Origin of the sequence: Flavobacterium sp. NLM (assembly GCF_002210235.1) — a bacterium.
GTDB classification, from domain to species: domain Bacteria; phylum Bacteroidota; class Bacteroidia; order Flavobacteriales; family Flavobacteriaceae; genus Flavobacterium; species Flavobacterium panici.
The window spans coordinates 93,374-119,960 of record NZ_LIAC01000005.1; the positions used below are offsets into that span (position 1 = coordinate 93,374).

Sequence of the window (26,587 nt, forward strand, 5' to 3'; positions counted from 1 at the left end):
GTGCAGCACTTAGTATACAATAGTTTGTATTGCGTGTGCCGGGATAGTTATAGTATTTTGTGAATTGTGGTTTATTAGGGTGTAAATAATCTCATTATCTGATTGATTCATGACAATGGTTACTATTTTATCATCAGAATTTTTAAAAGATGTGCTTATTAATTTTTTATCGCTTATTGTCTGTATTATTCTTTTCGCATTTGGGCGAATAAATTTTGAAAGATGTCCTATGTAATAGTACATCGGCGTGTAGATTAATTCATCTTTTGTAATATCAGCATGAATTGGTGAAAAACAGAAATTCCCAACATGATTTGGACCTCCGTTTTGATCCAGAAGAATATTCCAGTCTGTCCATCCAACGGTTCCGTTATTAAAATCGTTAATCATATTAACTCCGTATCGTTCTGCATTTCCCCAAAACTGAAATCTTGAAGCATCAAATTTTTCGATACAACCTTCTGTAAAAAGTAAATTTTTATTTGGAAAAGCTTCGTGTACTTCCCTTACTGATTCAAATTTAGGTGTGCCGCCGTTCCATGTTTCGTACCAATGAAACCCAATTCCCCATGCATATTTTGAAACTTCAGGATCTGAAAAAACAAGATTGGCTCTTTTGGTTAACATATCTCCGCGATTGTGATCCCAGATTATTACGTTTTTAGAATTTAATCCTTCTTTCTCTAAAGTTGGTCCCAGAAAGTTTTTCAGGAAATCTCTTTCGGCTTCTGGAGTGTAAATGCAAGATTCCCATCTTTGCTTTGCCATTGGTTCATTTTGAATGGTTAACCCCCAAACAGGAATTCCTTCTTTTTCGTAAGCTCTTATAAATTTAACATAATAATTTGCCCATGATTGTGCAAACTCTGGCAACAAAACGCCGCCGTGCAAAATATCATTATTGTCTTTCATGAAAGCTGGGGGACTCCATGGACTAACAAATAACGTTAATTTCCCGCCGGCAGTTTCGATTGCACTTTTTATTAATGGAATTCTATATTTTCGATCGTGATCAATGTTGAAGGTTTTTAAATCTTTATCACCCTCTGCAACATATGTATAACTGTCACTGCTAAAATCGCAGCTATGAATATTTGTTCTGGCTAAAGTATATCCTATTCCTTTATTTTTATCGTAATAAGCGGTTAGGAATTCTTGTTGTTTTTTTGGAGATAGCTTTGCATAGACTTCAGCACTTGCGTCTGTAATTGCGCCGCCAATTCCTAAAAAAGTCTGATCTGTTTTATCGGCATCTAAAGAAATTGATACCGTTGATTTTGTTTGTTGTGCAGTAGAATTTGAAATTAGATTATCTGATAATGATAATCTCAAATTGGTATTTTCGGCTGTAGTGTAAACCGTAATTTTTTTATTTGTTTTGGATGCAGAAACAGCTGATCCGTTTGCAGTTTTTGATGTTGAACAACTTACTTGCAAAATTATTATTAAAACTAATAAGATTCTATTGATGGTTTTCATTGTTACTTCAAAAAACATTTTATTTCTAGTTAAAAATTGAGGGCTGAGTTGGATGATTCAAATCAGCCCTCTTCTGTTAACTCAAAAAATATTAATAAACAAGCGTTTGTATAGCGTGTGCAGGAATTTTAACTACTGATTTTTCTGCTGCTATTATCAAATTATATGTAATTTCTTTATCTGTTTTGTTCATTACAATTGTTGCCATTGTACCATCTGTATTTAAAAATGATGTACTTAACAAACCGCTTCTGCTAACTGCAGAACTAACTCTTTTTGCATTTAGTCGAATGAATTTTGAAAAATGCCCTATGTAATAGTAAGAGGGTGTGTAAATTAACTCACCTGTTGTTGTGTCTGCATGAATTGGTGCAAAACAGAAATTTCCAACATGATTAGGCCCTCCGTTTTGATCTAAAAGAATGTTCCAGTCTGTCCATCCAACGGTTCCGTTATTGAAATCGTTAATCATAGAAATTCCGTAACGTTCTCCATTACCCCAAAACTGATATTTTGCAGCATCGAATTTTTCTACACATCCTTCTGTAAACAAAAGTTTTTTGTCTGGATAAGCTTCGTTTACTTTTGCAACATTGTCAAACATAGAGTCTCCTCCTGACCAGTTTTCATACCAGTGAAAACCCATTCCCCAAACATATTTTGCGGCTTCAGGATCAGAGTAAATTACGTTTGCTCTGTAATTCATCAGGTCACGATTGTGATCCCAAACGATGATTTTTTTATCTCCAAGTTTTTCTTTTTTCAAAGTTGGCCCTAGAAAGTTTTTAATAAAATCTCTTTCAGCTTCTGCGGTGTAAATACAAGATTCCCAAGTTTGAACAGCCATTGGCTCGTTTTGAGTTGAAGTTCCCCAAATTGGAATTCCTTCTTTTTCATATTCTTTTATAAACTTGACATAAAAGTTTGCCCAGGTTTGATAATATTCTGGTAATAATGTTCCTCCTTTTAGTACGTTTCCGTTGCTTTTCATGAAAGCATTAGGAGACCAAGGTGCAACATAAGTTAATAATTTTCCTCCTGCAGTCTGGATTGCCTGTTTGATTAACGGAATACGAAATTGTCTATCGTGTTCAATAGTAAACGTTTTTAAATCTTTATCTCCTTCTGTGATATAAGAGTAGCTTCCACTGCTAAAATCAGAACTTTGGATCGTGGTTCTTAGCAAAGAATAGCCAATTCCTTTTTGTTTATCGTAATAGGCATTTAAAAATTCTGTTTGTTTCTCTTTTGAAAGTTTAGCAAAAATTTCGGCACTTGCGTCAGTAATGGCACCTCCAATTCCCATAAATGTTTGAAACTTTTTAGACGGTTCTACAAAAACAGAGATCTCCGTTTCAAGAGGCTGTTTTGATGCTGAAAAAGTCAAATTATCTGTTGATGTTAATCTCAGTTTTGAATTTTCGGCAGTAGTGTAAACCGTTATCTTTTTCCCGTTGGTTGTAAATTCTTTCTTTGCTTTTGTCTGCTGTGCAAGAGCGGTGACTGTAAACAAAAAGCACAGAAACTTTAAAGTATTTTTTTTCATTCTTTTCTTTGATTTTTTAATTCTAAAAGAAGTTTTCAGAAACTCGTTCTCTGATTGCTTAGGATTTAAAAATAGCCCATACTCATAATGATTATGGGCTATTTACAACCAAACTTAAACTTAACTTAAACTTTTATTTTCCTCTTAATTCAATCTTAGTAACGGTAATTCCATCTTTTGTAAATGTGTTACCTCCAGATCTAATTAAAAGATATATTTTTCCAGTTTCAGAGAACTTAACAACATTAGAAACAGTTGCAGTCGCATCATTTTTAACACAACCTACTGTAGATAATTTACCTGAGAATGCTGCTTTAGCACAACCGTCCCAAGTACTTAATCCCATTACTTTATTGTCTTTATATTCAACACCAGATTTAGGAACTGATTTTCCAGCATAAACTTCAAACCAAGTTTCATCAGAACCGCTTGGACAAGAAACTAACATATCAATTGTGTATTCTTTATCTTTCACTACATCAATTGCCTGGTAAATTCCTTCTTGAGCCCATCCTCCAGGAGAATGAATAGTTGCACTTTTATTAGCATAAGACCAGAAAGCTGCACCAGTAGCACTTAAGTTTAAAACTGACCATTTTGCCTGATCTGCTGCAGTTTCAAAAGAACCTCCCTGAACTAAGTTACCTTTTGCCGGGTCAGTTGTTGCTACTACAATTTGTGAAGTTGCTTTTCCTGTTGCTCCTCCTGCTCCAATAGCAGTATGGGTAATTGTATAGGTTCCGGCATCTGGCAAAACAATTGTTTCATTCATTTTTCCAGAATAGTCTCCGTCTCCAGTATTCCATTTTGATCCGATAACACCTTTAGTTTGTGCACTTAAAAGGTAAGTATTTACAGCACCTGCAACCGGAGTTACAGTAAATGAAGCATCTACGCTTGAAGCTGTTAAACCATTTCCGCTTCCAGCATCGTCATCACAACTGGCTAGTGTTCCTAATGCTATTGCAAGCATTAGGAAAACTCCTTTTTTTAAATTTATATTTAGGTTCATTTTATTTAGTTTTTTGGTTATTGGTTATTGGTAGTTAGGATTTTGTTGTAGTTTAGTACCTGTTAGCTCAACATAAGGTATTGGGAAAATTTCATCAGTACCAGCAGTAAAGCCTCTGTCTGCTAATGCAGCAGCAGCATCTCCCCATCTTACTAAATCGAAGAATCTGTGTCCTTCACCAGCAAGTTCCATTCTTCTTTCATTTTTAATAGCTGCAAGTGTAACCGGAACAGAAGCAAGTCCAACTCTGGCTCTAACAGCATCTAATAATGCCTGAGCTCTTGCACCAGTTGCTCCTAAAGCTTCAGCTTCTAATAAATAAGTATCAGCAAGTCTGATGACATATGAATCTTGTTTGTAGTTTAATTCTGCAGCTCCACCACCTGTACGAACATCTGTCATTCTAGGTAAGAATTTGTTTAAGAAATAACCTGTATCTTGATTCGCTGCAATATAATCAGCTTTTCCTGCAGCTTTTAATGCTTTCACATCTAAGATTGTAGCTTCAAAACGCGGGTCATTTTTCATTGCATCATATAATTTTTGTGTAGGTACACTAAAACTCCATCCTGAAGGAAGATCTGGTGCCGAAGAGTTAGCAGATCTTGTATAGCTTCTAGGCCCAACCATTACATTTAATGAATTTCCTTCGTCTCTACCTGATCCCCAGAATCCCCAATCAGAGTTACCTGCAGAACTATGCGATACTTCAATAAGTGATTCTGCATTGAATTTATTTGCAACAACCCATAAGTCACTAAATTTAGCCAGCAGCTTGTTACCATATTGATTAGTAGCTCCTGGTGTACCATTAACTTCTGCAAGAACTGTAGCAGCTTCAGCATTTTTACCGTCAAAAAGATATACTTTTCCTAGTAAAGCCTGTGCACCACCCTTAGTCATACGTCCTAATTCTCCAGCTGGAACTGTTCCCGGTAAAACAGGAATTGCTTCTCTCAAATCCTTTTCTATCTGAGCATACACATCTTCAGGTTTAGCCTGTTCAGGTGTAAAGATATCGCTGGCTGTTAATGGCTCTAAAATCAAAGGAATGTTTTTGAACATTCTAACCAGGTTAAAATAATATAATGCTCGTAATGATTTTGCTTCAGCAGTAAATCTAGCTCTTACAGCATCAGACATTGAAGCACTTGGCAATTTTGAAATTAAAACATTTGCTCTGTAAATCCCTTGATAATGATCATTCCAGTAACTTGCCGGCATTAAAGTTGAAGTAAGAGAATGGCTTGAAAAATTTTGAATTCCAGCACCATCTGTAGCACTACCTCCACCTGCCCAGAAATCATCTGAACCAGCGTTCATCATCGCAACGATATTTTCGAAACCACCTGTATTTTTTCTAATAGGATCATAAACACCAACTAGTGCAGCATAAGTTTGTGATTCATTTGAGTAATAGGTTTCGGCATCTAATTTTCCTTTCGGACTAGTGGTGATAAAATCTTCCGAACAAGATCCTATTGCAGCCATAGCTATACCACAGAATATATATTTAAGTTTTATTGTTTTCATAATCATATTATTTATTAAAATTGAACGTTAACCCCAAACATTATAGTTCTAGCTTGTGGATAAACTCCCTTATCTACACCGTTTACCAATCCTCCAATTTCTGGATCATAACCTGTGTATTTAGTAAATGTGATTAAATTTTCTCCATTTAAATAAAAACGAATTTTATCTGCTCCAATATTAGATGATAATTTTAATGGTAAAGTGTAGCCTAATTGAACAATTTTCAAACGTACATAATCACCTTTTTCAAGATAAAAATCTGACATTAAACTGTAGTTTTTATTAGGGTCATTATTTGTTAATCTTGGATAATCATTTGATGTACCTTCTCCTGTCCAACGACCTAAAGCTTCTGTCTGGTAATTAGCATTCAAAATATCTAGTCTTCTTAATCCCTGGAAAATTTTACTTCCTGCAGCTCCTTGAGCAAATGCCATGAAATCGAAGTTTTTATAATCAAGATTTACAGTAAGTCCAAATGTATATTTAGGAATACTAGTCCCTAAAAATTGTTTATCCTTGTTTTCATCTATTGTACCATCTCCATCTGTATCAACCCAACGGAAATCCCCTGGCTTAGCATTTGGCTGAATTAAACCACCAGCTGCATTTCTGTAAGCTTGAACTTCTGCTTCATTTTGAAAAATTCCATTAGTTTTCATACCATAGAATTCATTGAAAGATTGTCCAACCTTAGTTCTTGTAACAGGTCCCATTGATTGAAAACTTGCATCACCAATTATAAAATCTGTATTTGTATTGATGTAAGTAACCTCATTTTTCAATGTTGCAAAGTTTCCATTAACACCTAAATTGAAATCTCCAAGTTTCTTTTTGAAACCTAATTCAATTTCAAAACCTGAGTTATTCATATCTGCAATATTAGCTGAAGGCGACTCAGCTACACCAACATATCCAGGAATTACAACATCTCTTAAAATTCCGCTTGTTTTCTTTTTAAAATAATCTAAAGACAGCGTAAAATCGTTCAATAATCTTGCATCAAGACCAACAGTTGCCTGAGAAGTTTCTTCCCACCCTAAATCTGGATTTGGTAAAGTTGAGTTTGCATAACCTGTAGTAATATTACCAGTATTTCCAATAGTGTAATTATAACCTCCAACTACAACAGGAAGATATTTATCTGCACCAATGTTGTCGTTTCCTACTACTCCATAACCTCCACGAAGTTTCAAAGTATTAACTACTTCATTTTCTTTCCAAAATCCTTCTTTTGAAAGTACCCATCCTAAAGAGAATGAAGGAAAAACTCCCCATTTTTTATTACTTCCAAAACGATTAGAACCATCACGACGAACAATACCTGTAAAAAGATATTTCTCCATGTAATCATAATTAGCACGTGCAAATAAAGAAGCCAACTTATGAACGTCTTTATCACTAGACCAGCTTAGTCTGTCTGTTTGAGGAACGTCAAAATTGAAAGATGCCTGACGGTAATCTGTAATTGGTAAACCATACATAGTAGTTCCAATTGCACCTCCAATATTTTCAGCTAAAGCTTCCTGACCAAGTAAAACATTTACATTGTGATCTCCGAATTTATTTGAATAGTTAAGTGTGTTTTGAATTGTCCAGGCAAATGATTTCTCGTTGTTTTGAGTGTAATTATTTCTAGCTGAATTTACGTTATTACTTAGGAAAAATGAAGGTGTGAAACCTTGGCTTCCCCAGTACGAAATTTTACCTCCAAAAGTAGTTCTAAATTTTATGTGACTTGTAACATTAGCTTCAAGATAAGCATTACCAACAAAATCATCAGACCAGTTATATCCGCCTAATCTTGTTTGAGTGTATGCCAATGGATTTGTCATTTCCTGACCTACCCATGGTGAAATACCATAAGGATTACCGTTTGCATCACGAATAACTAATGGATTGTTATAAGGAGCTGTCGCTGCAAGTACTGGATCTGTTACCACTAAAGGAGTTGTTGGATCTAAGTTAATTGCAGAACTTAACGGTCCTCCAAACTCACTGTTAGTATTTCCAAGACTTTGTGATTTTTGTCTTGTGAACCCAAAAGTTTGACCAAAAGTAAAATAGTCAGATATTTTATGAGTTGAGTTTAAACGAAAGTTCTTTTTGTTATAACCAGAAATATCAGTTGTAACAATACCTTCTTGGTCCTGAATACCAAATGAAGCATAAAATGTAGATTTTTCACCACCACCGCTTATACTTAATTCGTGATTGTATCTAAATGCCTGATTATTAAAAATAGCATCTTGCCAATCAGTTCCTTTTCCTAAAGCAGCTGGATTTGCATATCTGATAGCATTTCCGTCAGCAGCTAATTTTTCATTCATTAATGTAGCATATTGTGTTGCATTTAATAAATCTAATCTTTTAGCTGGTGAAGAAATTCCGGCAAAACCATTATAGTTTACACTAATTTTTCCAGATTTACCTTTTTTAGTGGTTACCAAGATAACCCCTGTTGCTGCACGAGTACCGTAAATTGCAGCAGAAGCAGCATCTTTAAGAACCTCAATAGATTCAACATCAGATTGATTAATAAAGCCTGTAGCTCCAGCATCAATTACAATTCCATCAACTACCCAAAGCGGATCATTACCACCTTCTCTAAAAGTAGTTATACCTCTAATACGCACTTTTGCAGCAGATCCTGGCTGACCTGATGTAGAAGCTACGTTAACACCTGCTGCTCTACCTTGTAAAGCCTGTTCAACTCTACCATTTGGTACTTTCTCTAAATCTGCAGCTTTTACACTTGAAATTGCACCTGTAACTACTGCTTTCTTTTGAGTACCATAACCAACTACCACAACCTCATTTAATGTTTGTGATTCTGGTTTTAATTGAATTGTAATTTTTGTTCTTCCGTTTACAGCTTCAGTTACTGTAGTGTATCCTATAAAAGTAACTGTCAAAACTCCGTTTGAAGGTACTTGTATTTGGAATTTCCCATCAAAATCTGATGCGGTCGACTTTGTTGTACCTTTTAGGACAACTGTTGCGCCCGGAACCGGCATTCCACTTTCATCGTTTATCATTCCATTTACTGTGACATCCTGAGCCACAGCTATAACCGAGAATAATAAAGACGAAACACAAAAAATAAGTAATTTTGTTAATTTCATTTTTCTAAAAATTTTGGTTAATTAATTAGTAATTTGATGCAATAATAATGTTATTTTTTTACTATCAACATTTAAATTTCATTACAAAAACACATCAAATTAAAATTTTATACATTACAAAAACACATCATTTTTTTTATAAATATCTAATATAGTGATATTTAAAAACAAAAAATAAGATGTTATGAAAATGTTAATTGAAAAAATAAACACTACAATTATATAAGATTGCTTATTTTTATGAACGAAATGTTTTTCTACAACGTGATAGTACAGAAAAAATATTCTTAAATACCTAAAAACAAACAACTTAAAATCTAAAAAACAAATTAAATCGAATAATTAATGAAATTAACAATATCATATTTTTATATTACTTTTTTTACATTATTCACAATTGCCTTTTTTGGGCAGGTTAAAAACATCGGATTACCGGATGTAAGAAATTACAAGCGTAATGAATACAAAGGAGGAACACAAAACTGGAATATTGATCAGGATAAGAATGGGAATTTATATTTTGCTAACAATAATGGTCTTTTACAGTTTGACGGCTCTTCATGGAAGAAATATCCACTGCCAAATTTAACTTCCGTACGATGTTTAAAAATTGACAACTCGGGAAAGATATATGTGGGAGGTTATAATGAATTTGGATATTTTCAACCAGATAATAAAGGAAAACTTCAATATACATCATTATCTAAAAAAGTTGATAAGAACAAAATTAAGATCATTGACTTTATATGGAAAATTCATTCCATAGATAATCAAACTGTTTTTCAATCTTTTGCCAGGGCATATATCTTTAAAAAAGGAAAATTATCAATACTAAAAGCCCCTAAACGCTTTCAATTCTCATTTGTAGTAAATAACAAGCTTTACTTTCAAGATGAAGAAAAAGGGATTTTAGAATATAAAAACGGAAAGCTTTATTCGCTGCCAAACACTACGAGCCTAAATAACACCGAGATTTGGGCTATGTATTCTATAGGCAAAAACAAAATCTTAATTATTACATTAGAAAAAGGCTTATTTATTTACGAAAATAACGCGTTAACACCATGGAATACTGAAGCTAATAATTTTGTAAAACGAAACAATTCACTTGGAGGTGTTCTCATAAACAATAAATTTATTGTTTTAAATTCGGTTTTGGATGGAATTGCCATTTGTGATTTTGACGGCAAAATCATTCAGCATATTAACAGAAAAAAAGGAATGCAAAACAACACGGTTTTAACTTCCTTTATCGATAACAAAAACAATCTTTGGCTTGGACTGGATAACGGTATCACTTTCGTTAACGAAAGTTCTCCTTTTACGTATTTTGGATTTAGTTATGACATTAGTACCGTTTATGCATCTGTAGTTCATCAGGGCAATTTATATGTTGCAACCAATCAGGGTGTTTTTTATCATGCCTGGAACAATAGCTTCAAGGAAGATGTTTTTAAACTTGTTGAAGGAACTACTGCTCAATCATGGAATGTACAAGTTATCGACGATGAATTAATTTGTGCCAACAACAGAGGGGCATTAATAATTAAAGGAGGAAGAGTTACCAATATTATAGATTCAAAAGGATATTTTGGATTTAAGAAAATTCCAAGTCATCCCGGTTTTTATATTGGATCAAATTATGACGGATTTGCCATTTTTCAAAAAACAGCAAACGGGCTTTCATTTAAAAATCAAGTCGCAGGATTTGATAAATCATCGAATAGTTTTGAGCTCGATCAATCTTATTTATGGCTTAAAAAAGATGAATCTATCTATAAAATGTCTTTAAGTGAGGATTTAACTAGATTTTCAAGCATCAAAAAAATTGATCACTTAACACCTCAGTTTAAAAATATAGGAAGTATTCAAAAAATTGACGGTAAAATATACTTTCAAACCAATAATCATTTTTATAAATATTCTTCGGAACAGGAAATATTTTATGAGGACAAAAAACTAACCAGTCTTTTTAAAAATATTCCGGTTATAAATGCATTAAGTGAAGATTCGCAATCCAATCTTTGGTATGCTTATGATGAGTCATTAGGGGTTTTAATGAAGCAAAACAATGGTTATAAAAATATCGTTGCACCATTTTCTAACCTAACCGGTAACTTGGTCACTAACTATCTTTCGGTAAATACGATTGATTCTAAAAATATTTTTATAGGATTAACAGATGGCTTAGCGCATTACGACTCTGAGCTTTTAAACAATTTTGTAACGAAGCCAAAAGCATTTGTTCGCAGCTTTTCATTTCCGGGCGATACAATAATCCTTGGAAACAATCAAAACAAGAGTGAAAACATCCGAATTCCATATTCTTCTAATCATGTTCGCTTTACTTTTTCGTCTCCAACATACGAAAACCTTGAAAACGTGCAGTTTTCTTATCAATTAGAGCCTTTTGACGAAAAGTGGAGCAACTGGTCAACTATTTCAATTAAGGAGTATACAAACCTTCGTGAAGGTGATTATGTGATGAATGTAAAAGTGCGAAACAGTTACGGAGTTCAATCTGAACCGTCAACAATATCTTTTACTATTTCTCCGCCCTGGTACAGGCACTTTCTGGCTTTTATGCTATATTTTATTCTATTAATAATTGCCATTTATGTAATTTCCAGTCGAATTAAAATGAAAATTAGAAAGAATAAATATTATGAAACTATTGAGCAGCGAAGACTTTATCTTGAAAAAGAATCCAGAATTAGGCAGGAACAATATGATCTTGAAAAAGAAATCGAAAAATTAAAAAACGACAAGCTGCAAATTAAGATTTTAGCAAAAGACAAGGAATTAGTCAACAACTCTTTACAAGTAGTAAAAAAGAATAAAATACTAAACGGAATTATTCACAAACTAAAAGAAATTGATGTCGAGGCGCTGGACGACTCTACTAAGTTTCAAGTCAGTAAACTAAACAAGAGTATTGTAAAAGAGGTAAATACGGACAAAAGCTGGAAAGATTTAGAAAAACACATCAAGAACGTTCACTTTGAATTTTTAAAACGTTTAAAGGAAAAATATCCAACAATTTCTCCTCGTGAACTCGATTTATCGACTTATTTATTAATGAATATGTCTACCAAAGAAATAGCCGAAATTATGAATATTTCAACCGGAGGGGTAGAATTAGCCCGTTATCGTTTGAGAAAAAAACTCGGATTAAATAAAAAGGAAAATCTTATTGGTTTTTTAATGAGTATATAAAGAAAAAGGCCTTCTGTAAAAGAAGGCCTTTTATGTTTAAGAAATATATTCTAAAGTTCTCTCGAGAGCCATTCCTCTCGATCCTTTTATCAAGATAGTATTATCCTTAAATTGAATACTTTTTAGATAACCTGCAAAAGCATCAAAAGTTTCGAAAAACTTAATAGTATCACTCGCAATTTTATTTTCATAAAATGACTTTCCAATCAAATAACAAAGTGATTCTTTTTGATTTGCTAAAGAATCTACAATCAGTTTATGTTCCTGCGGGCTTTCATTTCCTAACTCAAACATATCGCCCAGAATCATAATTTTATTTTGATTCTCCAATTGCAGGAAATTTGCAATTGCAACCGCCATACTACTTGGATTTGCATTATAAGCATCCAAAATAATTTGATTAGAACCTTTGTTCAGTAATTGAGACCTGTTATTTTCTGGAATATAATTTTCTATTCCATATTTTATTGCAGCGTCATCTACTTTAAAGTATTTTCCAATTGCAGCAGCTGCATTGATATTATTAGCGTTGTAAAGTCCAATTAAATGCGATTCAACCGTAAAATCATTATAGTCAATCACTACAAAAGGATTTGCCTTTATATCTTTAATTTTTAGATCTGCGTTTTCTTTGTTTATTCCGAAAGTGAAGGATTTTATGCCGTTTGACTTTTCAATTTGAATAGCATCTTCAAGATTAACAAAAGCAATTTTATTATTTTTTGCCAGGTATTGATACATTTCGCTTTTTCCTTCAATAACACCTTGAACACCACCAAAACCTTCTAAATGGGCTTTCCCAAAATTGGTAATATAACCAAAATCAGGCTGGGCGATTTCACATAAAAATTCAATTTCTTTTTTGTGATTTGCACCCATTTCAACAATTCCAATCTCTGTTTCTTTTGTAAAAGAAAGCAGTGTTAAAGGAACTCCAATATGGTTGTTTAAATTTCCAATAGTTGCTTTGGTTTTAAATTTTTGAGACAAAACAGCATTTATCAATTCTTTTGTCGTCGTTTTTCCATTACTTCCTGTAAGTGCAATAATAGGCAGTTTTAAAAAAACACGATGAAATTTTGCAAGTTCCTGAAGCGTTTCTAAGCTATTATTTACCAAGATCGTTCTCTCGTCAATAAAATAAGATTCGTTGTCAATAACAACATATAAAGCACCTAAATCAAGCGCTTGCTTAGCAAAAGTATTTGCGTCAAAATTTTCGCCTTTTATAGCAAAAAACATAGAATCTTTTTCAATTTTTCGAGTATCGATTGAAAGAGATTTACATTTTAAAAACAAGTTATGAATTTCCTGAATATTCATTTATAAAATTTTTATAGACCATAAAAATAGAAAAAAGCAATAAAAAAATTCCAAATTCCTTACTGAAATATTCAGCTTTTGGAATTTGGAATTTTTTTAAATTGAAATTTCTAAATCTTAGTTTCTTGGTGATTTTCTTCTTTCAGTTTTAGCACCTACTCTAGACATTGCACATCTAAATCCAATGTAATCAGTTGCCATATCCTGAGGGAAATATCTTCTTTGAGCTGGATCTAACCAGTAAGCTCTATCTCTCCAAGATCCTCCTTTGTAAACTCTTACTTTATCATCGATTAAAGTAGTACGTTTACTAGAGTTATCATATTTTCTAATCATTTTACCTAAACTATCAACAGTAACGTTATGTTTAGGAGAATTGTACATTGCCTGATCAGCTTTAGGTCCAGACTCAGAATCTCCAAAGTCAAAGAATCTTGAAGATTGTTTATCTCCGTCTCTATAGTTGATGTTATCGCTTGTACTGAAATTTTGTCTTAAGTAAGTTTCTTGTTCGTCAACCGGAACCTGAGCAATTTCCCCAGGAAGGTTTCTTGCAATCACTTTACCATTACTTAAAGTATCGTATTTAATTGAAGTAGTTGAAACGATTTCAATTTTACCATCTTTACCAATTTTGTTTTTAGCATATTGATTTCCTCTGTAGTAGTTAAAATCATTTGCTTCATTATCAATAATAGGTCTGTAAACATCGGCAACCCATTCTGCTACGTTTCCTGCCATATCGTATAATCCGAAATCATTTGCAGCATAGCTTTTTACCTTATTTGTAATATCAGCACCATCATCAGACCAACCAGCAATTCCACCGTAATCACCGTTTCCTTGTTTAAAGTTAGCCAATTGATCACCTTTGTTTTTACGTTTAGCTGAACGTGTATAATCTCCAGACCAAGGATATTTCTTTTGTCCTTTGTAGATGTTATATTCTCTTTGTCCAACATCAGCAGCAGCTGCATATTCCCATTCTGCTTCAGTAGGAAGTCTGTATTCTGGTAAAATTACACCAGAAGAACGTTGTGCATAAACATTATGCTCTTCAGGTACAACACCATCTTTTCCTGCTTTTGGTCTTTTTCCAGCTGGGTTTTTCTTTAAAACTAACTCTTCGTTTCCACCATAAGTAGTAGTTGGAGAAGCTAAGTAAGTTTCTGTATTAAATAAGCTTTCTGCACTAACATCTTGTGTTTTAGCTCCTTTTTTAAGATATCCGTTTTTTTCTAAAACAGCCTCGTTTACACGGTCTGTTCTCCATTTACTAAATTCAACAGCCTGAATCCAGTTAACACCAACTACAGGATAGTCAGCATAAGAAGGATGTCTTAAATAGTTATTAGTCATCGTTTCGTTGTAACCTAAACGATTTCTCCAAACTAAAGTATCTGGCGATGCTCCTTCGTAAATATTTTTGTAATTTTCTTCTGTTGGAGGAAAAACTTTTTTCAACCACTCAAGGTATTCTAAGTACATACCATTCGTAACTTCAGTTTCATCCATATAGAATGATTGAACGTGCTGTTGAGTTGGTGTGTTATTCCAATCGTGCATAACATCATCCTGTACTTTACCCATAGTAAACGTACCTCCTTCAACAAAAACTAAACCAGGTCCAGCTTGTTGTTTTTTTCCAGCATTTCTAGCAGCTGTTCCGTTCTGACTATCTACATCCCAGCCTGTTGCTCTAGAAGCGTGACTCGAACTCGATTTTTTGCTACAACTAGCCGTGCCCAACATCAATACCATTGACATCATTAATTGCAAGACTACAATTTTGTTTACTTTCATACTCATTCTTAGGTGATAAATTTAGGTGCTGCAATATAATAATTAACATTTAATTAGCAACATCTGTTCTCATAATTTTATTTAGCTGTTTTTTACCAGAAAATAACCTATAGTTACGAACGCAAAAATATACTTTTTATTATTTACTGTAACATGAAATACTATATTTTTACTTACTAATTTTATTTTAATTAAATTTCGGTTTTTAAGCTAATGAAACAAGCCATAATCCTATACATTTTTCTACTCCCTATCTTATCATTTTCCCAGATAAACGGGAGCTTAACGCTCGATTGGCAGAGTAAAAAAGAGATGAATTACGGCGACAGCAAATTTATTATTCCTTACTTTTCCGGAAACGCTTTTCGCTTCGACATTACAAAAAAAAGCATAACATTACTGCTTAATCTCAATCAGGCAAACGTCGCGAACAATAGTTCGGTAGAAATTACAAATATCAATTTCGAATCCATTTCGAGAACTGATTTAGGAGATTTAGCCATTGAAAACATCCCGAATAAGATAACCGAAACGATAAAAATCACTAATTCAAGAGATATAAAACAGGTATTTTTGTCTCTCTATCCTATTATAAAAGACGGAAGTAGCTATAAACGAATCAGATCATTTTCTTACAATATCAATAATTCTTCAGCAAAAAACAGCAACTCATCGGTATTTCAAAAAACTGCGATTATTTCAAATTCTGTTTTAGCTTCCGGAGATTGGTATCGATTTTATGTAGAAAAATCCGGAGTTTATAGAATCACAAAAACATTTCTGCAAAGCCTGGGTTTCGATCCAAGCAAAACTGATCCAAGAAGGATTAAAATTTACGGAAATGGCGGAAGAATGGTTCCATTAGCCAATAACTCTTATTATCCGGAGGATTTAACAGAAAATGCCATTCAAATTATTGGCGAAGGCGACGGCACTTTCAATAACGAAGATTATATCTTATTTTATGCCGAAGGTGTAGATAAATGGAACGACGAAAGCCAGACTAATTTAAACTTATATAGTAATAGGTCTTATTATTATGTTACCGCATCAGGAAATGACGGAAAAAGAATTGCGAACCTGACTCAGCCAACAGCAAACAGTACTCTGGAACTGAACACGTTTGATGACTATCAATATCACGAAATTGACCAAACCAATATTGTCCATTTGGGACGTCAATGGCTGGGAGAATCATTCGATATCAATCAGGAACAGGAATTTACTTTTAATTTCCCTAATCTGGATGCAACTGTACCAGTAAAAATTGAATTAAATGCCGCTTCGGCCGCTTTTACGCCAACTTCATTTGTTGTTACTGCAAACGGACAAAATATCGCAACGCTAAATTTTGCAAGTTTAACAGCAAGTTCAGAAATTAAATATGTAACCAGCAAAACTCCTCCAAATACAACATTTACAGGTGCCGAAAGTGTAAAAATCAAGCTTACCTATAATAATAATGGAGTACCGGGCTCAAAAGGATATTTAGATTACATTAATCTAATTGCCAAAAGAAGACTTTTAGGAATAGGCAAACAATTTAAATTTCAATACAATTTAGCAGGTTCAACCGCAGGAATTGTAAATTATACGATTGGAAGTGCTTCGGGAATTTCTCAAATTTGGGATATTACAGACCTATATAATGTATCAAAAGTTGAAAATACAAATCAAGCCTCTTTTAGTTTTAAAGCCAATCTGGGTGAAATTAGAAATTACATCGCCATTGATCCTGCCGATTATTACACTCCTTTAAAAGAAAGCCAATCAAAAATTGCCAATCAAAATTTAAAAGGAACACTCTTAAAAAACAATCAAAACAGTTTTCAGGATATTGATTACGCCATTATAACTCCAAGGTCTTTAGCATCACAAGCCGAAAGACTGGCTAATTTTCACAGAACCAATTCCAATCTAATTGTAAAAGTTATTTCATTAGAAGATATCTATCAGGAATTTTCATCGGGAAAACAAGACATTGCAGCCATTAGAAATTGTATACGTTATATATATGACAATGCATCTTCTACAGATAAAAGAATAAAATATGTAAACTTATTTGGTGATGCTTCTTATGATTATAAAGACCGCATTTCTAACAACACTAATATCGTACCTATATATCAATCTTTAAGCAGCAACACAACTGGAGAAGCTTCTTTTGCCTCTGATGACTTTTTTGGACTTATGGATTCTAATGAAGGAATTGTTGCTTATCCTTTTGGAGGAATCGACATTGCTGTTGGCCGAATGTTAGTGTCAGATAATGCGCAAGCACAGGAAATGGTCAATAAAGTTTTAGAATATCACGATACAAAATCATACGGAAACTGGAGAAATAATTTTGTTTTAATCAGTGATGATGCTGATCAAAGTTCTGACGCTTCATTACAATCACGTCAAAATACTTTAGCCGATTTAATTGCCGTTGAAAAACCATTTTTAAATATCGACAAGATACTTTTAGATTCTTATACACAAGAAGCTTCTGCCGGCGGATCAAGATATCCAAAAGCAAGAACTGATATTTTTAATGCTTTTGAAAAAGGCGCATTAGTCTTTAATTACTTAGGTCACGGAGGTGAAGACGGATTAGCAGCTGAAAGAATCTGGGAAAAATCAGATGGACAAAACCTGAATAATCAATATAAATATCCATTGTTTATAACTATTACCTGCGAATTTTCACGATTTGACGACCCAACCCGACCAACTGCCGGCGAATATACTTTTTGGAACCCAAAGGGCGGTGCGATTTCGATGCTGACAACAATTCGAACTATCGGACAATTTAATGCTGAAAACTTTAATGACAGTTTAAGCAAAAACCTGCTTTCATATGGCTCAAATCAATATAATAGTATTGCAGAGTCGCTTCGAATTTCAAAAAATGAAAACCCAAGTTCTTCAAGTAATGTTGTTGTATATATAGGAGATCCGGCTTTGATGTTAGCCATTCCGAAACCGCGAATTAATTTAACGAAAGTAAACGATATTGTGATTTCTCAATCAATTCCTGACTTTAAATCTTTATCAAAAATTAAAATTTCGGGTGAAATTACAGATGAAAACAATGTTCTTTTAAGCAATTATAATGGAGAACTTGCCACAGCTATTTTCGACAAAATGATTACGTCTTCGACATTAAATAATGATGGATATAGCCCTGCAATGTCATTTAAAACTCTTGGAGAAACTATATTTAGAGGGAATGCCTCTGTAACCAACGGCCAGTTTGAATTTAGCTTTGTTGTACCAAGAGATATTCGTATTCCTGTTGACAATGGCCGAATTAGTTTTTATGCTAAAAAAAGCCAAGCACTTGAGAATCAATCGGGCTATAATAATGTCATAAAAATTGGAGGAATAAATGAAAATGCACCTCAGGACAATATAAGTCCAAAAGTTAAGTTATATATGAACGATGAAACTTTTGTATCTGGCGGAATTACAAATGCATCGCCCTTTCTTTTAGCGTTTTTAGAAGATGAAAATGGTATAAATACAGCTAGCGGAATTGGTCATGACATCATAGCAGTTCTGGATGGAGACGTAAGCAACCCATATATTTTGAATGATTATTATCAGACAAAATTAGATGATTATACGAATGGAAATTTACGTTTTCCGTTACGAAATTTATCTGCCGGATTGCATACCATTAGTTTTACGGCATGGGATGTTTATAACAATCCCGTAACAAGCGAAATACAATTTGTTGTGGTTGGTGACGAAGAATTAAAATTGACACACGTGCTCAATTATCCTAATCCTTTTTCAACATACACACAATTTTGGTTTTCACATAACAGGCCATATGAACCTTTAGATGTTCAGGTTCAGGTTATGACAATTACAGGCAAAGTGGTTTGGACAAAAAACCAGATTATTACGACTGAAGGCTTTTTATCAAGGGAAATAACATGGGATGGGAAAGATGATTTTGGCGACCGAATTGGAAAAGGAGTTTACATTTACAAACTGACTGTAAAATCAAACTTAACAAATAAAAAAGCAGAAAAATACGAAAAACTTGTCATTCTATAATATTATATATATTTGTAACATAAATACCATTATTCCCAAAAATGAGAAAAATATCACTTTTATTAATTTGTTTATTAGTAATTTCCTTCGCCAAAGCCCAAAACATTGAACCTATTACAACCGGAGTTCCCTTTTTATTAGTCGCAGCCGATGCAAGAGCAGCCGGTTTAGCAGATCAGGGAGTTGCCACTTCTTCAGATGTTTTTTCACAACAATGGAATCCTGCAAAATATGCTTTCGCAGAAGATGCACAGGGACTTTCAATTAGTTACACCCCGTATTTAACAGATCTTGCCAATGATATTTCGCTTGGTCAATTAACCTACTACAACAAAATCAATGATAAAAGTGCTTTTGGAGCAAGTTTTCGTTATTTTGGTTTTGGAGGAATTGAACTAAGAGAAACCGGAGACCCAAATGAAGCTACCCGAGAAGTAAGCCCTAATGAATTTGCATTAGACGGGTCCTACTCTCTAAAATTGAGCGAGACTTTCTCGATGGCAGTTGCGGGTAGATATATAAGATCAAATTTAAAAATCCCTTCCGGTGAAGTTGACGCTTCGGCAGCAAGTTCATTTGCTGTAGATGTAGCTGGTTTTTATCAATCAGAAGAAATTGCATACAGCGATTTTAACGGAAGATGGCGAGCAGGTTTCAACGTTCAAAACTTAGGTCCAAAAATCAGTTATGATAATGATGACTTAAGTTCAAACTTTTTACCAGCTAATTTAAGATTAGGAGGAGGTTTTGATTTTATTTTAGATGATTATAATAAAGTTAGTGTTAGTGCTGAATTTACTAAACTATTAGTTCCAACTCCTCCGGGACCAGGAACACCTTTTGATGCAAACGGAGACGGTGATTTTACAGATCCAGGTGACATTTCTCAAACAGAAGCAAACGCAATTAGCTATAACAAATACAAAGATACTGGCTGGGTAGAAGGTATTTTCAAATCATTTGGAGATGCTCCGGGAGGTTTTAGCGAAGAAGTTAAAGAAATAACGTATAGCGCAGCAGCAGAATATATGTATCAGGATTCGTTTGCAATGCGATTAGGGTATTATCACGAAAGCCCTGAAAAAGGTGCGAGACAATTTTTCTCTCTAGGAGCAGGTTTTAAATACAATATTATAAAAGTTGATGTTTCGTATTTATTTTCAGCATCAAAAGTTAAAAATCCTTTAGAAAATACACTTCGTTTCTCTTTAACTTTTAACTTTGGCGACAAATACGAAGTTTATTAAACAAACGATATAAAAAACAATTACAATCCAAATTTCTAAATTTTTAGGAATTTGGATTTTTTTTCCCATAAAAATAATGAAAGAAATTAGCATTACATCGTCGTTCACTATTTACGATAACATCAATGAGCTTTCTCAAGATGTACAAGATTTAATGAATCAGGCTATCGAAATTCGTAAAAAAGCCTACGCTCCTTATTCACAATTTAGGGTTGGAGCGGCCTTACTTCTTGATAATGGTAAAATAATTTTGGGATCTAATCAGGAAAACGCCGCATATCCGTCAGGATTATGTGCAGAAAGAACAGCAATTTTTTATGCCGGAAGCGCATATCCCGAAGCCAAAATTTTAAAAATGGCAATTACTGCCGCTTCAGATACAAATCAAACTCAGGCTCCAATTCCGCCGTGCGGTTCTTGCCGTCAGTCGATTGCAGAATATGAAATCAAGCAGGACACCCCTATTGAAATTTATTTTATGGGCGAAATTGGCGAAGTTTACAAATCGGCATCCCTAAAAAATCTGCTCCCTTTTATGTTTGATAAAAAGTTCTTGTAAAAAAAAGCCAAAAAAGACCTTTTAAATTTTAGTTCTTAAACGGAATGTCTTATTTTTGCATCCCGACCTTTCGGGCGCAAATTTGTGGGAGGAAACTATTTTGCGTTACAGGCAACAATTGATAACACAAACAACTTTAGCAAAAGAAAGAATTCAGATGAAAGAAGTTACAAAAGAGGTATATTTAAAGTGGTACGAAGACATGCTGCTTTGGAGAAAGTTTGAAGACAAACTTGCAGCATTATACATTCAACAAAAAGTTAGAGGTTTTTTACACCTATATAATGGTCAGGAAGCTGTATTAGCGGGCGCTCTGCACGCTATGGACCTGACTAAAGACAAAATGATTACTGCATACAGAAATCACGTTCAGCCTATTGGTATGGGAGTTGATCCTAGAAATGTAATGGCAGAACTTTTAGGAAAAGTTACAGGAACTTCTAAAGGCATGGGAGGTTCAATGCACATCTTTTCTAAAGAACACCGTTTTTACGGAGGTCACGGAATCGTTGGTGGTCAAATTCCTGTTGGTGCAGGTTTAGCTTTCGCTGATAAATATTTCAATACTGGCGGAGTTACTATGACTTACTTTGGTGACGGAGCTGCGAGACAAGGTTCTTTACACGAAGCTTTCAACATGGCTATGTTATGGAAATTACCAGTTGTATTTATCGTTGAAAACAACGGTTACGCAATGGGAACTTCTGTAGAAAGAACTGCAAACCACACTGATATCTGGAAATTAGGTTTAGGTTATGAAATGCCTTGCGGACCTGTTGACGGAATGAACCCAGTAAAAGTTGCCGAAGCAATGCACGAAGCTATCGAAAGAGCGCGTCGTGGAGACGGACCAACTTTCCTTGAAATGAAAACGTACCGTTACAGAGGACACTCTATGTCTGATGCACAATTATACCGTTCTAAAGAAGAGGTAGAAGAGTACAAAAAAATTGACCCAATTACGCAGGTTCTTGATGTAATTTTGGATCAAAAATATGCTACAGAAGAAGAAATTGAAGTAATTGACCAAAGAGTTAAAGACTTAGTTGAGGAATGTCAGAAATTCGCTGAAGAATCTCCATACCCAGACTTACAACAATTATACGATGTAGTATACGCACAAGAAGACTATCCATTTACACCTCATAAACTATAACATCATGGCGATTAAAGTAACAATGCCTCGTTTGAGCGATACTATGACGGAAGGAACGGTAGCGACTTGGTTAAAAAAAGTAGGCGACAAAATTAGCGAAGGAGATATCTTAGCTGAAATTGAAACAGATAAAGCAACAATGGAGTTCGAATCTTTTAACGAAGGAACTCTTTTACATATCGGAATTCAAGCTGGAGAAACTGCTCCTGTTGATTCATTATTAGCAATCATTGGTAAAGAAGGAGAAGATATTTCTGCTCTTTTAGCTGGTGGTGATGCTCCTGCTGCTACTGAAGCTCCAAAAGCGGACGCTCCTGCTGCAGAAGCAAAAACAGAAACTGCTGCTCCTGCAAAAGCTGCAGCTGAATTACCAAAAGGTGTTGTAGTAGTAACTATGCCACGTTTGAGTGATACAATGACTGAAGGTACAGTAGCAACTTGGTTGAAAAAAGTAGGTGATACTGTAGCTGAAGGTGATATTTTAGCAGAAATTGAAACAGACAAAGCTACTATGGAGTTTGAGTCTTTCAATGCTGGAACATTATTATACATCGGAATTCAAGAAGGAAACACTGCTCCAGTTGACAGCTTATTAGCTATCATTGGGCCAGCTGGAACTGATATTTCTGGAATTGCTGACAACTATACTGCCGGAGGCGCTGCAAGTGCTCCTGCTGCAGAAGAAACAAAAGCTGCTCCTGCTGCTGAAAAAGCGCCAGAAGCTGTAGCTGACAATTCTAACGGAGGAAGAATTTTAGCTTCACCTTTAGCTAAAAAAATCGCTTCTGACAAAGGAATTCAATTGAACCAAGTTAAAGGTTCTGGAGAAAACGGACGTATCGTAAAAAGCGATATCGAGAACTTTACTCCATCTGCACAAGCACAAACTACTGCTTCAGCACCAGCCGCTAAAGAAGAAGCTTCTGCTCCTGCTGCTGCGAAAATATTTGTTCCTGCCGGAGAAGTTTACACAGAAGAGATCAAAAACTCTCAAATGCGTAAAATTATTGCTAAACGTCTTGCTGAATCATTATTTACTGCACCTCACTACAACTTAGTGATCGAAGTAAGCATGGACGAAGCAATGGGTGCAAGAGCAACAATCAATACTGTTCCGGATACAAAAGTATCTTTCAACGATATGGTAATTAAAGCTTGTGCTTTAGCATTGAAAAAACATCCAAAAATCAATTCTCAGTGGAAAGAAGATGCAATCATCATCAACCACCACGTAAATATTGGTGTAGCTGTAGCAGTTGAAGACGGATTAGTAGTTCCTGTATTGAAATTTACAGACGCTATGAGTTTATCTCAAATTGGTGCTGCTGTAAGAGATCTTGCAGGAAGAGCTAAAAACAAAAAACTTGGACCACAAGAAATGGAAGGAAGCACTTTTACAGTATCTAACCTTGGAATGTTTGGTATTACTGAATTCAATTCAATTATCAACCAGCCAAACTCTGCAATCCTTTCTGTAGGTGCAATTGTTGAGAAACCAGTAGTTAAAAACGGGCAAATCGTAGTTGGAAACACAATGATGTTATCATTAGCTTGTGACCACAGAACAATTGACGGTGCAACTGGCGCTCAATTCTTACAAACATTAAAACAATACATCGAAAGCCCAGTTACAATGTTGGCGTAATTAGTTGTTAATTTTATAATTAAATCCCGTTTTGTTTGTTCAAAACGGGATTTTTTGTTTAATTTTCATCCTCAAAATTCAATACTTCATAATATGAAAAAACTAACCTTTCTAATCTTGTTTCTTACAGCAATAGCCTGCCAGAAAAAAGATCAAACAGAAAAACCAACCAGCGTTGTTGATGAACACAGTTATTCTAAACCAGAACTTGCTGTAGTTAAACACCTTGATCTTGACATCAAAGTTGATTTTGACACACAGACAATTTCAGGAAAGGCTTCGTGGACAATTGACAACATCAGCAAAGGAAACGAGATTATTTTCGACGAAAACACACTAAACATTACCAAAGTAACTTTAGGTGACGACGAAAAAGAAACCAAATTTGAACTGGGAAAAGATGTCGAATTTCATGGTAAACCACTTAAAGTTACCATTGAACCAAATACAACCAAAGTAAACATCTATTACAGCACAACTAAAGATGCTGTTGCATTACAATGGCTTTTACCGGCACAAACTGCAGATAAAAAGAAACCTTTCCTTTTCTCTCAGGGAGAAAGCGTTTGGTCAAGAACCTGGATTCCATGTCAGGATTCACCGGGAATTCGTTTTACCTATAATGCAAAAGTTACGGTTCCTAAAGATTTATTAGCCGTAATGAGCGCTGTAAATCCGCAGAAGAAAAATGATACGGGAGTCTATACTTTTAAACAAGACAAAGCAATTCCATCTTATTTAATGGCGATTGCAGTTGGAGATATCGAATTTCAAGCAATCGATAACAGAACCGGAGTTTACGCAGAACCATCAATGCTGAAAAAATCGGCTTGGGAATTTGCAGAACTTGGAAAAATGGTTGTAGCTGCCGAAAAACTTTATGGCCCATACCGCTGGGGACGTTACGATGTTTTGGTTTTACCTCCAAGTTTCCCTTACGGAGGAATGGAAAATCCAAACTTAACATTCTTAACTCCAGGTGTTATTGCAGGTGATCGCTCCTTAACTAGCTTATTAGCGCATGAATTAGGCCACAGCTGGAGCGGAAATTTAGTTACAAACGCAACTTGGGATGATATTTGGTTAAACGAAGGTTTTACAACTTATGTGGAGCACCGCATTGGAGAAGCTATTTTCGGAAAGAAAGAATTTGAAATGCAAAACGTTATCACAAACAAAGAATTGGTTGATAATGTAGCAGAATATGGTGATACAAGTCCAGATACCAGACTTAAAGTTTCGCTGACAGGAAGAAACCCTGACGACGGAATCAGCCAAATTCCCTATGTAAAAGGATATGCATTTTTAAGAGTTATCGAAAATGCTGTTGGACGCGACAAATTCGATCCGTTCATTAAGAATTATTTCGATTCACATGCTTTCAAATCAATTACTACAGAAGATTTCGTAAAATATTTAAACGAAAACCTTATCAAAGATGACAAAGCATTAGCTGATAAAATCAAATTAGACGACTGGATTTACAAACCGGGAATTCCATCAAATATTCTTCCGGTAAGTTCTGTGGATTTTGATGCTATCGATAAAATTCAAAAAAGCTGGAGAGAAACTGGTGTTGCAGGTTTAAGTAAAAAAATCACAACTACAGCAGAAAAACAACACTTTATAGATCATCTTCCTGCTGATATTACAGCAAAAGAAATGGAAGCGATTGACAGTGAATTCAACTTTACAAAAGGCGGCAATTTCATCATTAAACGCCAATGGTTTGTTCAGGCACTAATTCACCAATACAAACCTGCTTATCCTGCAATTGAACAATTTTTAATTGGAATCAGCAGAACAGGTTCTGTAATGATGCTTTATAAAGAAATGGTTAAAACGCCAGAAGGAAAAGTTTGGGCAAATCAAATTTTTGAAAAAGCAAAATCTGGTTATCATGCAACAACTATTCAAGCTGTTGAAGGCATTTTGAAATAAAAATAACCACGAATTCCGTGTACAATTTATATCCCGAAGGGATTACATATCGGTAGAAAAAAATTATGGTCGTTTCTTATTGTCCCGCAAGGGACTATACATTATAGTAAATTGGTTTAGTCCCTGACGGGACAAATGCCTTTAATGCGTAATGTTTTTTTCTACCGATATGTAATCCCTTCGGGATAAATCATAATTATTTAAATCCCCAATTACGGATGTAATTGGGGATTTTTTTATTCAAAAAACTACCTAGGGAAAATTGTCCACCACATAGCGTAAATTCTCCATGTTCTAAAATCTGTAATCGTCGCACCTTTGTAATGTCAAAAGACAACAACTAATAAATAACATAAAAAATTAAATAAAATGACACGATTAACAGCATTAAACCCAGACGAAGTAACAGGAAAAACTAAAGATTTATTCAACGCAGTACAATCAAAATTAGGTGTAGTTCCAAACATGATGAGAACAATGGGAAATTCTCCGGCAGTTTTGGAAGGATATTTAAATTTTAGCGGTGCATTAAGCCACGGAAAATTAAGTGCAAAAACAGGAGAATTAATTGCCTTAGCAGTTTCAGAAAGCAATTCATGTGACTACTGTGTGGCAGCTCATACTTTTATTGGCGGAAAACTATTAAAAACAGACGCACAAGTTTTACAAGACGCAAGAAAAGGAAATTCTGCAGACGCTAAAACAGAAGCTATTTTACAATTAGCCAAAACCTTAATCAGCAAAAACGGATTAGTAAGCGACGAAGATGTAAACAAAGCTAAAAACGCAGGAGTTTCTGATGCTGAAATTGCAGAAACTGTAGCACACGTAGCGTTGAATGTTTTAACAAACTATTTCAACAATACTGCCAATACACAAATCGATTTCCCAGAAGTTTCAAGCCTATAATTTCAAAAGAATTCAAACAAAAAACAATTTATAAAGATAG

The 26,587-nt window shown here is 34.5% G+C and carries 15 protein-coding genes; 8 read left to right on the forward strand and 7 right to left on the reverse strand.

The window, feature by feature from the left end:
- Nucleotides 1-9: 9 nt before the first annotated feature.
- The 5 genes from APR43_RS07560 to APR43_RS07580 all read right to left on the reverse strand — a co-directional run bounded on the left by APR43_RS07560 (nucleotide 10) and on the right by APR43_RS07580 (nucleotide 8,698).
- Nucleotides 10-1,479 carry a glycoside hydrolase family 30 protein gene (locus APR43_RS07560; protein ID WP_053472633.1) on the reverse strand — a complete coding sequence of 490 codons (1,470 nt, stop codon included), beginning with the start codon at nucleotides 1,477-1,479 and terminating at the stop codon, nucleotides 10-12.
- Nucleotides 1,480-1,570: 91 nt separating this feature from the next.
- Nucleotides 1,571-3,025, reverse strand: a complete 1,455-nt coding sequence (locus APR43_RS07565) for a glycoside hydrolase family 30 protein (RefSeq protein ID WP_053472577.1) — start codon at nucleotides 3,023-3,025, stop codon at nucleotides 1,571-1,573.
- Nucleotides 3,026-3,158: 133 nt separating this feature from the next.
- Nucleotides 3,159-4,037, reverse strand: a complete 879-nt coding sequence (locus APR43_RS07570) for a hypothetical protein (RefSeq protein WP_123924600.1) — start codon at nucleotides 4,035-4,037, stop codon at nucleotides 3,159-3,161.
- 24 nt (nucleotides 4,038-4,061) lie between these two features.
- The gene (locus APR43_RS07575) at nucleotides 4,062-5,570 is read right to left on the reverse strand and encodes a RagB/SusD family nutrient uptake outer membrane protein (protein ID WP_053472632.1); all 1,509 of its coding nucleotides are present in this window, start codon (nucleotides 5,568-5,570) and stop codon (nucleotides 4,062-4,064) included.
- A 14-nt stretch (nucleotides 5,571-5,584) separates the two neighbouring features.
- Complete coding sequence (locus APR43_RS07580; protein WP_053472575.1) at nucleotides 5,585-8,698, reverse strand: SusC/RagA family TonB-linked outer membrane protein; 3,114 nt, start codon at nucleotides 8,696-8,698, stop codon at nucleotides 5,585-5,587.
- A 345-nt stretch (nucleotides 8,699-9,043) separates the two neighbouring features.
- On the opposite strand from APR43_RS07580, the gene APR43_RS07585 reads away from it, so the two are divergent.
- Nucleotides 9,044-11,914, forward strand: a complete 2,871-nt coding sequence (locus APR43_RS07585; RefSeq protein WP_053472574.1) for a triple tyrosine motif-containing protein — start codon at nucleotides 9,044-9,046, stop codon at nucleotides 11,912-11,914.
- Nucleotides 11,915-11,950: 36 nt separating this feature from the next.
- Here APR43_RS07585 and APR43_RS07590 read toward each other — a convergent pair whose 3' ends face one another.
- Together APR43_RS07590 and gldJ are read right to left on the reverse strand one after the other, a co-directional pair.
- On the reverse strand, nucleotides 11,951-13,237 hold the full coding sequence (locus APR43_RS07590; protein WP_053472573.1) for a UDP-N-acetylmuramoyl-tripeptide--D-alanyl-D-alanine ligase: 1,287 nt from the start codon (nucleotides 13,235-13,237) through the stop codon (nucleotides 11,951-11,953).
- Between the two features lie 117 nt (nucleotides 13,238-13,354).
- The gene (gldJ, locus tag APR43_RS07595; RefSeq protein WP_053472572.1) at nucleotides 13,355-15,040 is read right to left on the reverse strand and encodes a gliding motility lipoprotein GldJ; all 1,686 of its coding nucleotides are present in this window, start codon (nucleotides 15,038-15,040) and stop codon (nucleotides 13,355-13,357) included.
- 213 nt (nucleotides 15,041-15,253) lie between these two features.
- Here gldJ and porU point away from each other — a divergent pair, with 213 nt between their 5' ends.
- The 7 genes from porU (at nucleotide 15,254) to APR43_RS07630 (ending at nucleotide 26,547) form a co-directional block, all read left to right on the forward strand.
- Nucleotides 15,254-19,090, forward strand: a complete 3,837-nt coding sequence (gene porU, locus APR43_RS07600; RefSeq protein ID WP_053472571.1) for a type IX secretion system sortase PorU — start codon at nucleotides 15,254-15,256, stop codon at nucleotides 19,088-19,090.
- A gap of 41 nt (nucleotides 19,091-19,131) precedes the next feature.
- Nucleotides 19,132-20,337 (forward strand): type IX secretion system outer membrane channel protein PorV, encoded by a 1,206-nt coding sequence (gene porV / locus APR43_RS07605; protein ID WP_053472570.1) that lies wholly within the window; start codon nucleotides 19,132-19,134, stop codon nucleotides 20,335-20,337.
- A 76-nt stretch (nucleotides 20,338-20,413) separates the two neighbouring features.
- A complete protein-coding gene (cdd, locus tag APR43_RS07610) occupies nucleotides 20,414-20,896 on the forward strand; it encodes a cytidine deaminase (RefSeq protein WP_053472569.1) in 483 nt (160 codons plus the stop codon).
- A 157-nt stretch (nucleotides 20,897-21,053) separates the two neighbouring features.
- Nucleotides 21,054-22,052, forward strand: a complete 999-nt coding sequence (gene pdhA, locus APR43_RS07615; protein WP_053472631.1) for a pyruvate dehydrogenase (acetyl-transferring) E1 component subunit alpha — start codon at nucleotides 21,054-21,056, stop codon at nucleotides 22,050-22,052.
- A 4-nt stretch (nucleotides 22,053-22,056) separates the two neighbouring features.
- The gene (locus tag APR43_RS07620) at nucleotides 22,057-23,697 is read left to right on the forward strand and encodes a pyruvate dehydrogenase complex dihydrolipoamide acetyltransferase (RefSeq protein ID WP_053472568.1); all 1,641 of its coding nucleotides are present in this window, start codon (nucleotides 22,057-22,059) and stop codon (nucleotides 23,695-23,697) included.
- A gap of 93 nt (nucleotides 23,698-23,790) precedes the next feature.
- Entirely contained in the window at nucleotides 23,791-25,638 is a 1,848-nt protein-coding gene (locus tag APR43_RS07625; protein ID WP_053472567.1) for a hydrolase/aminopeptidase, read from the forward strand.
- A 369-nt stretch (nucleotides 25,639-26,007) separates the two neighbouring features.
- On the forward strand, nucleotides 26,008-26,547 hold the full coding sequence (locus tag APR43_RS07630) for a carboxymuconolactone decarboxylase family protein (RefSeq protein WP_053472566.1): 540 nt from the start codon (nucleotides 26,008-26,010) through the stop codon (nucleotides 26,545-26,547).
- Nucleotides 26,548-26,587: the final 40 nt, after the last annotated feature.

Coding starts and splice junctions, on each gene's coding strand:
- APR43_RS07560 (WP_053472633.1), bottom strand. CDS start 1,479: ATGAAAACCATCAATAGAATCTTATTAGTTTTAATAATAATTTTGCAA.
- APR43_RS07565 (WP_053472577.1), bottom strand. CDS start 3,025: ATGAAAAAAAATACTTTAAAGTTTCTGTGCTTTTTGTTTACAGTCACC.
- APR43_RS07570 (WP_123924600.1), bottom strand. CDS start 4,037: ATGAACCTAAATATAAATTTAAAAAAAGGAGTTTTCCTAATGCTTGCA.
- APR43_RS07575 (WP_053472632.1), bottom strand. CDS start 5,570: ATGAAAACAATAAAACTTAAATATATATTCTGTGGTATAGCTATGGCT.
- APR43_RS07580 (WP_053472575.1), bottom strand. CDS start 8,698: ATGAAATTAACAAAATTACTTATTTTTTGTGTTTCGTCTTTATTATTC.
- APR43_RS07585 (WP_053472574.1), top strand. CDS start 9,044: ATGAAATTAACAATATCATATTTTTATATTACTTTTTTTACATTATTC.
- APR43_RS07590 (WP_053472573.1), bottom strand. CDS start 13,237: ATGAATATTCAGGAAATTCATAACTTGTTTTTAAAATGTAAATCTCTT.
- gldJ (WP_053472572.1), bottom strand. CDS start 15,040: ATGAAAGTAAACAAAATTGTAGTCTTGCAATTAATGATGTCAATGGTA.
- porU (WP_053472571.1), top strand. CDS start 15,254: ATGAAACAAGCCATAATCCTATACATTTTTCTACTCCCTATCTTATCA.
- porV (WP_053472570.1), top strand. CDS start 19,132: ATGAGAAAAATATCACTTTTATTAATTTGTTTATTAGTAATTTCCTTC.
- cdd (WP_053472569.1), top strand. CDS start 20,414: ATGAAAGAAATTAGCATTACATCGTCGTTCACTATTTACGATAACATC.
- pdhA (WP_053472631.1), top strand. CDS start 21,054: ATGAAAGAAGTTACAAAAGAGGTATATTTAAAGTGGTACGAAGACATG.
- APR43_RS07620 (WP_053472568.1), top strand. CDS start 22,057: ATGGCGATTAAAGTAACAATGCCTCGTTTGAGCGATACTATGACGGAA.
- APR43_RS07625 (WP_053472567.1), top strand. CDS start 23,791: ATGAAAAAACTAACCTTTCTAATCTTGTTTCTTACAGCAATAGCCTGC.
- APR43_RS07630 (WP_053472566.1), top strand. CDS start 26,008: ATGACACGATTAACAGCATTAAACCCAGACGAAGTAACAGGAAAAACT.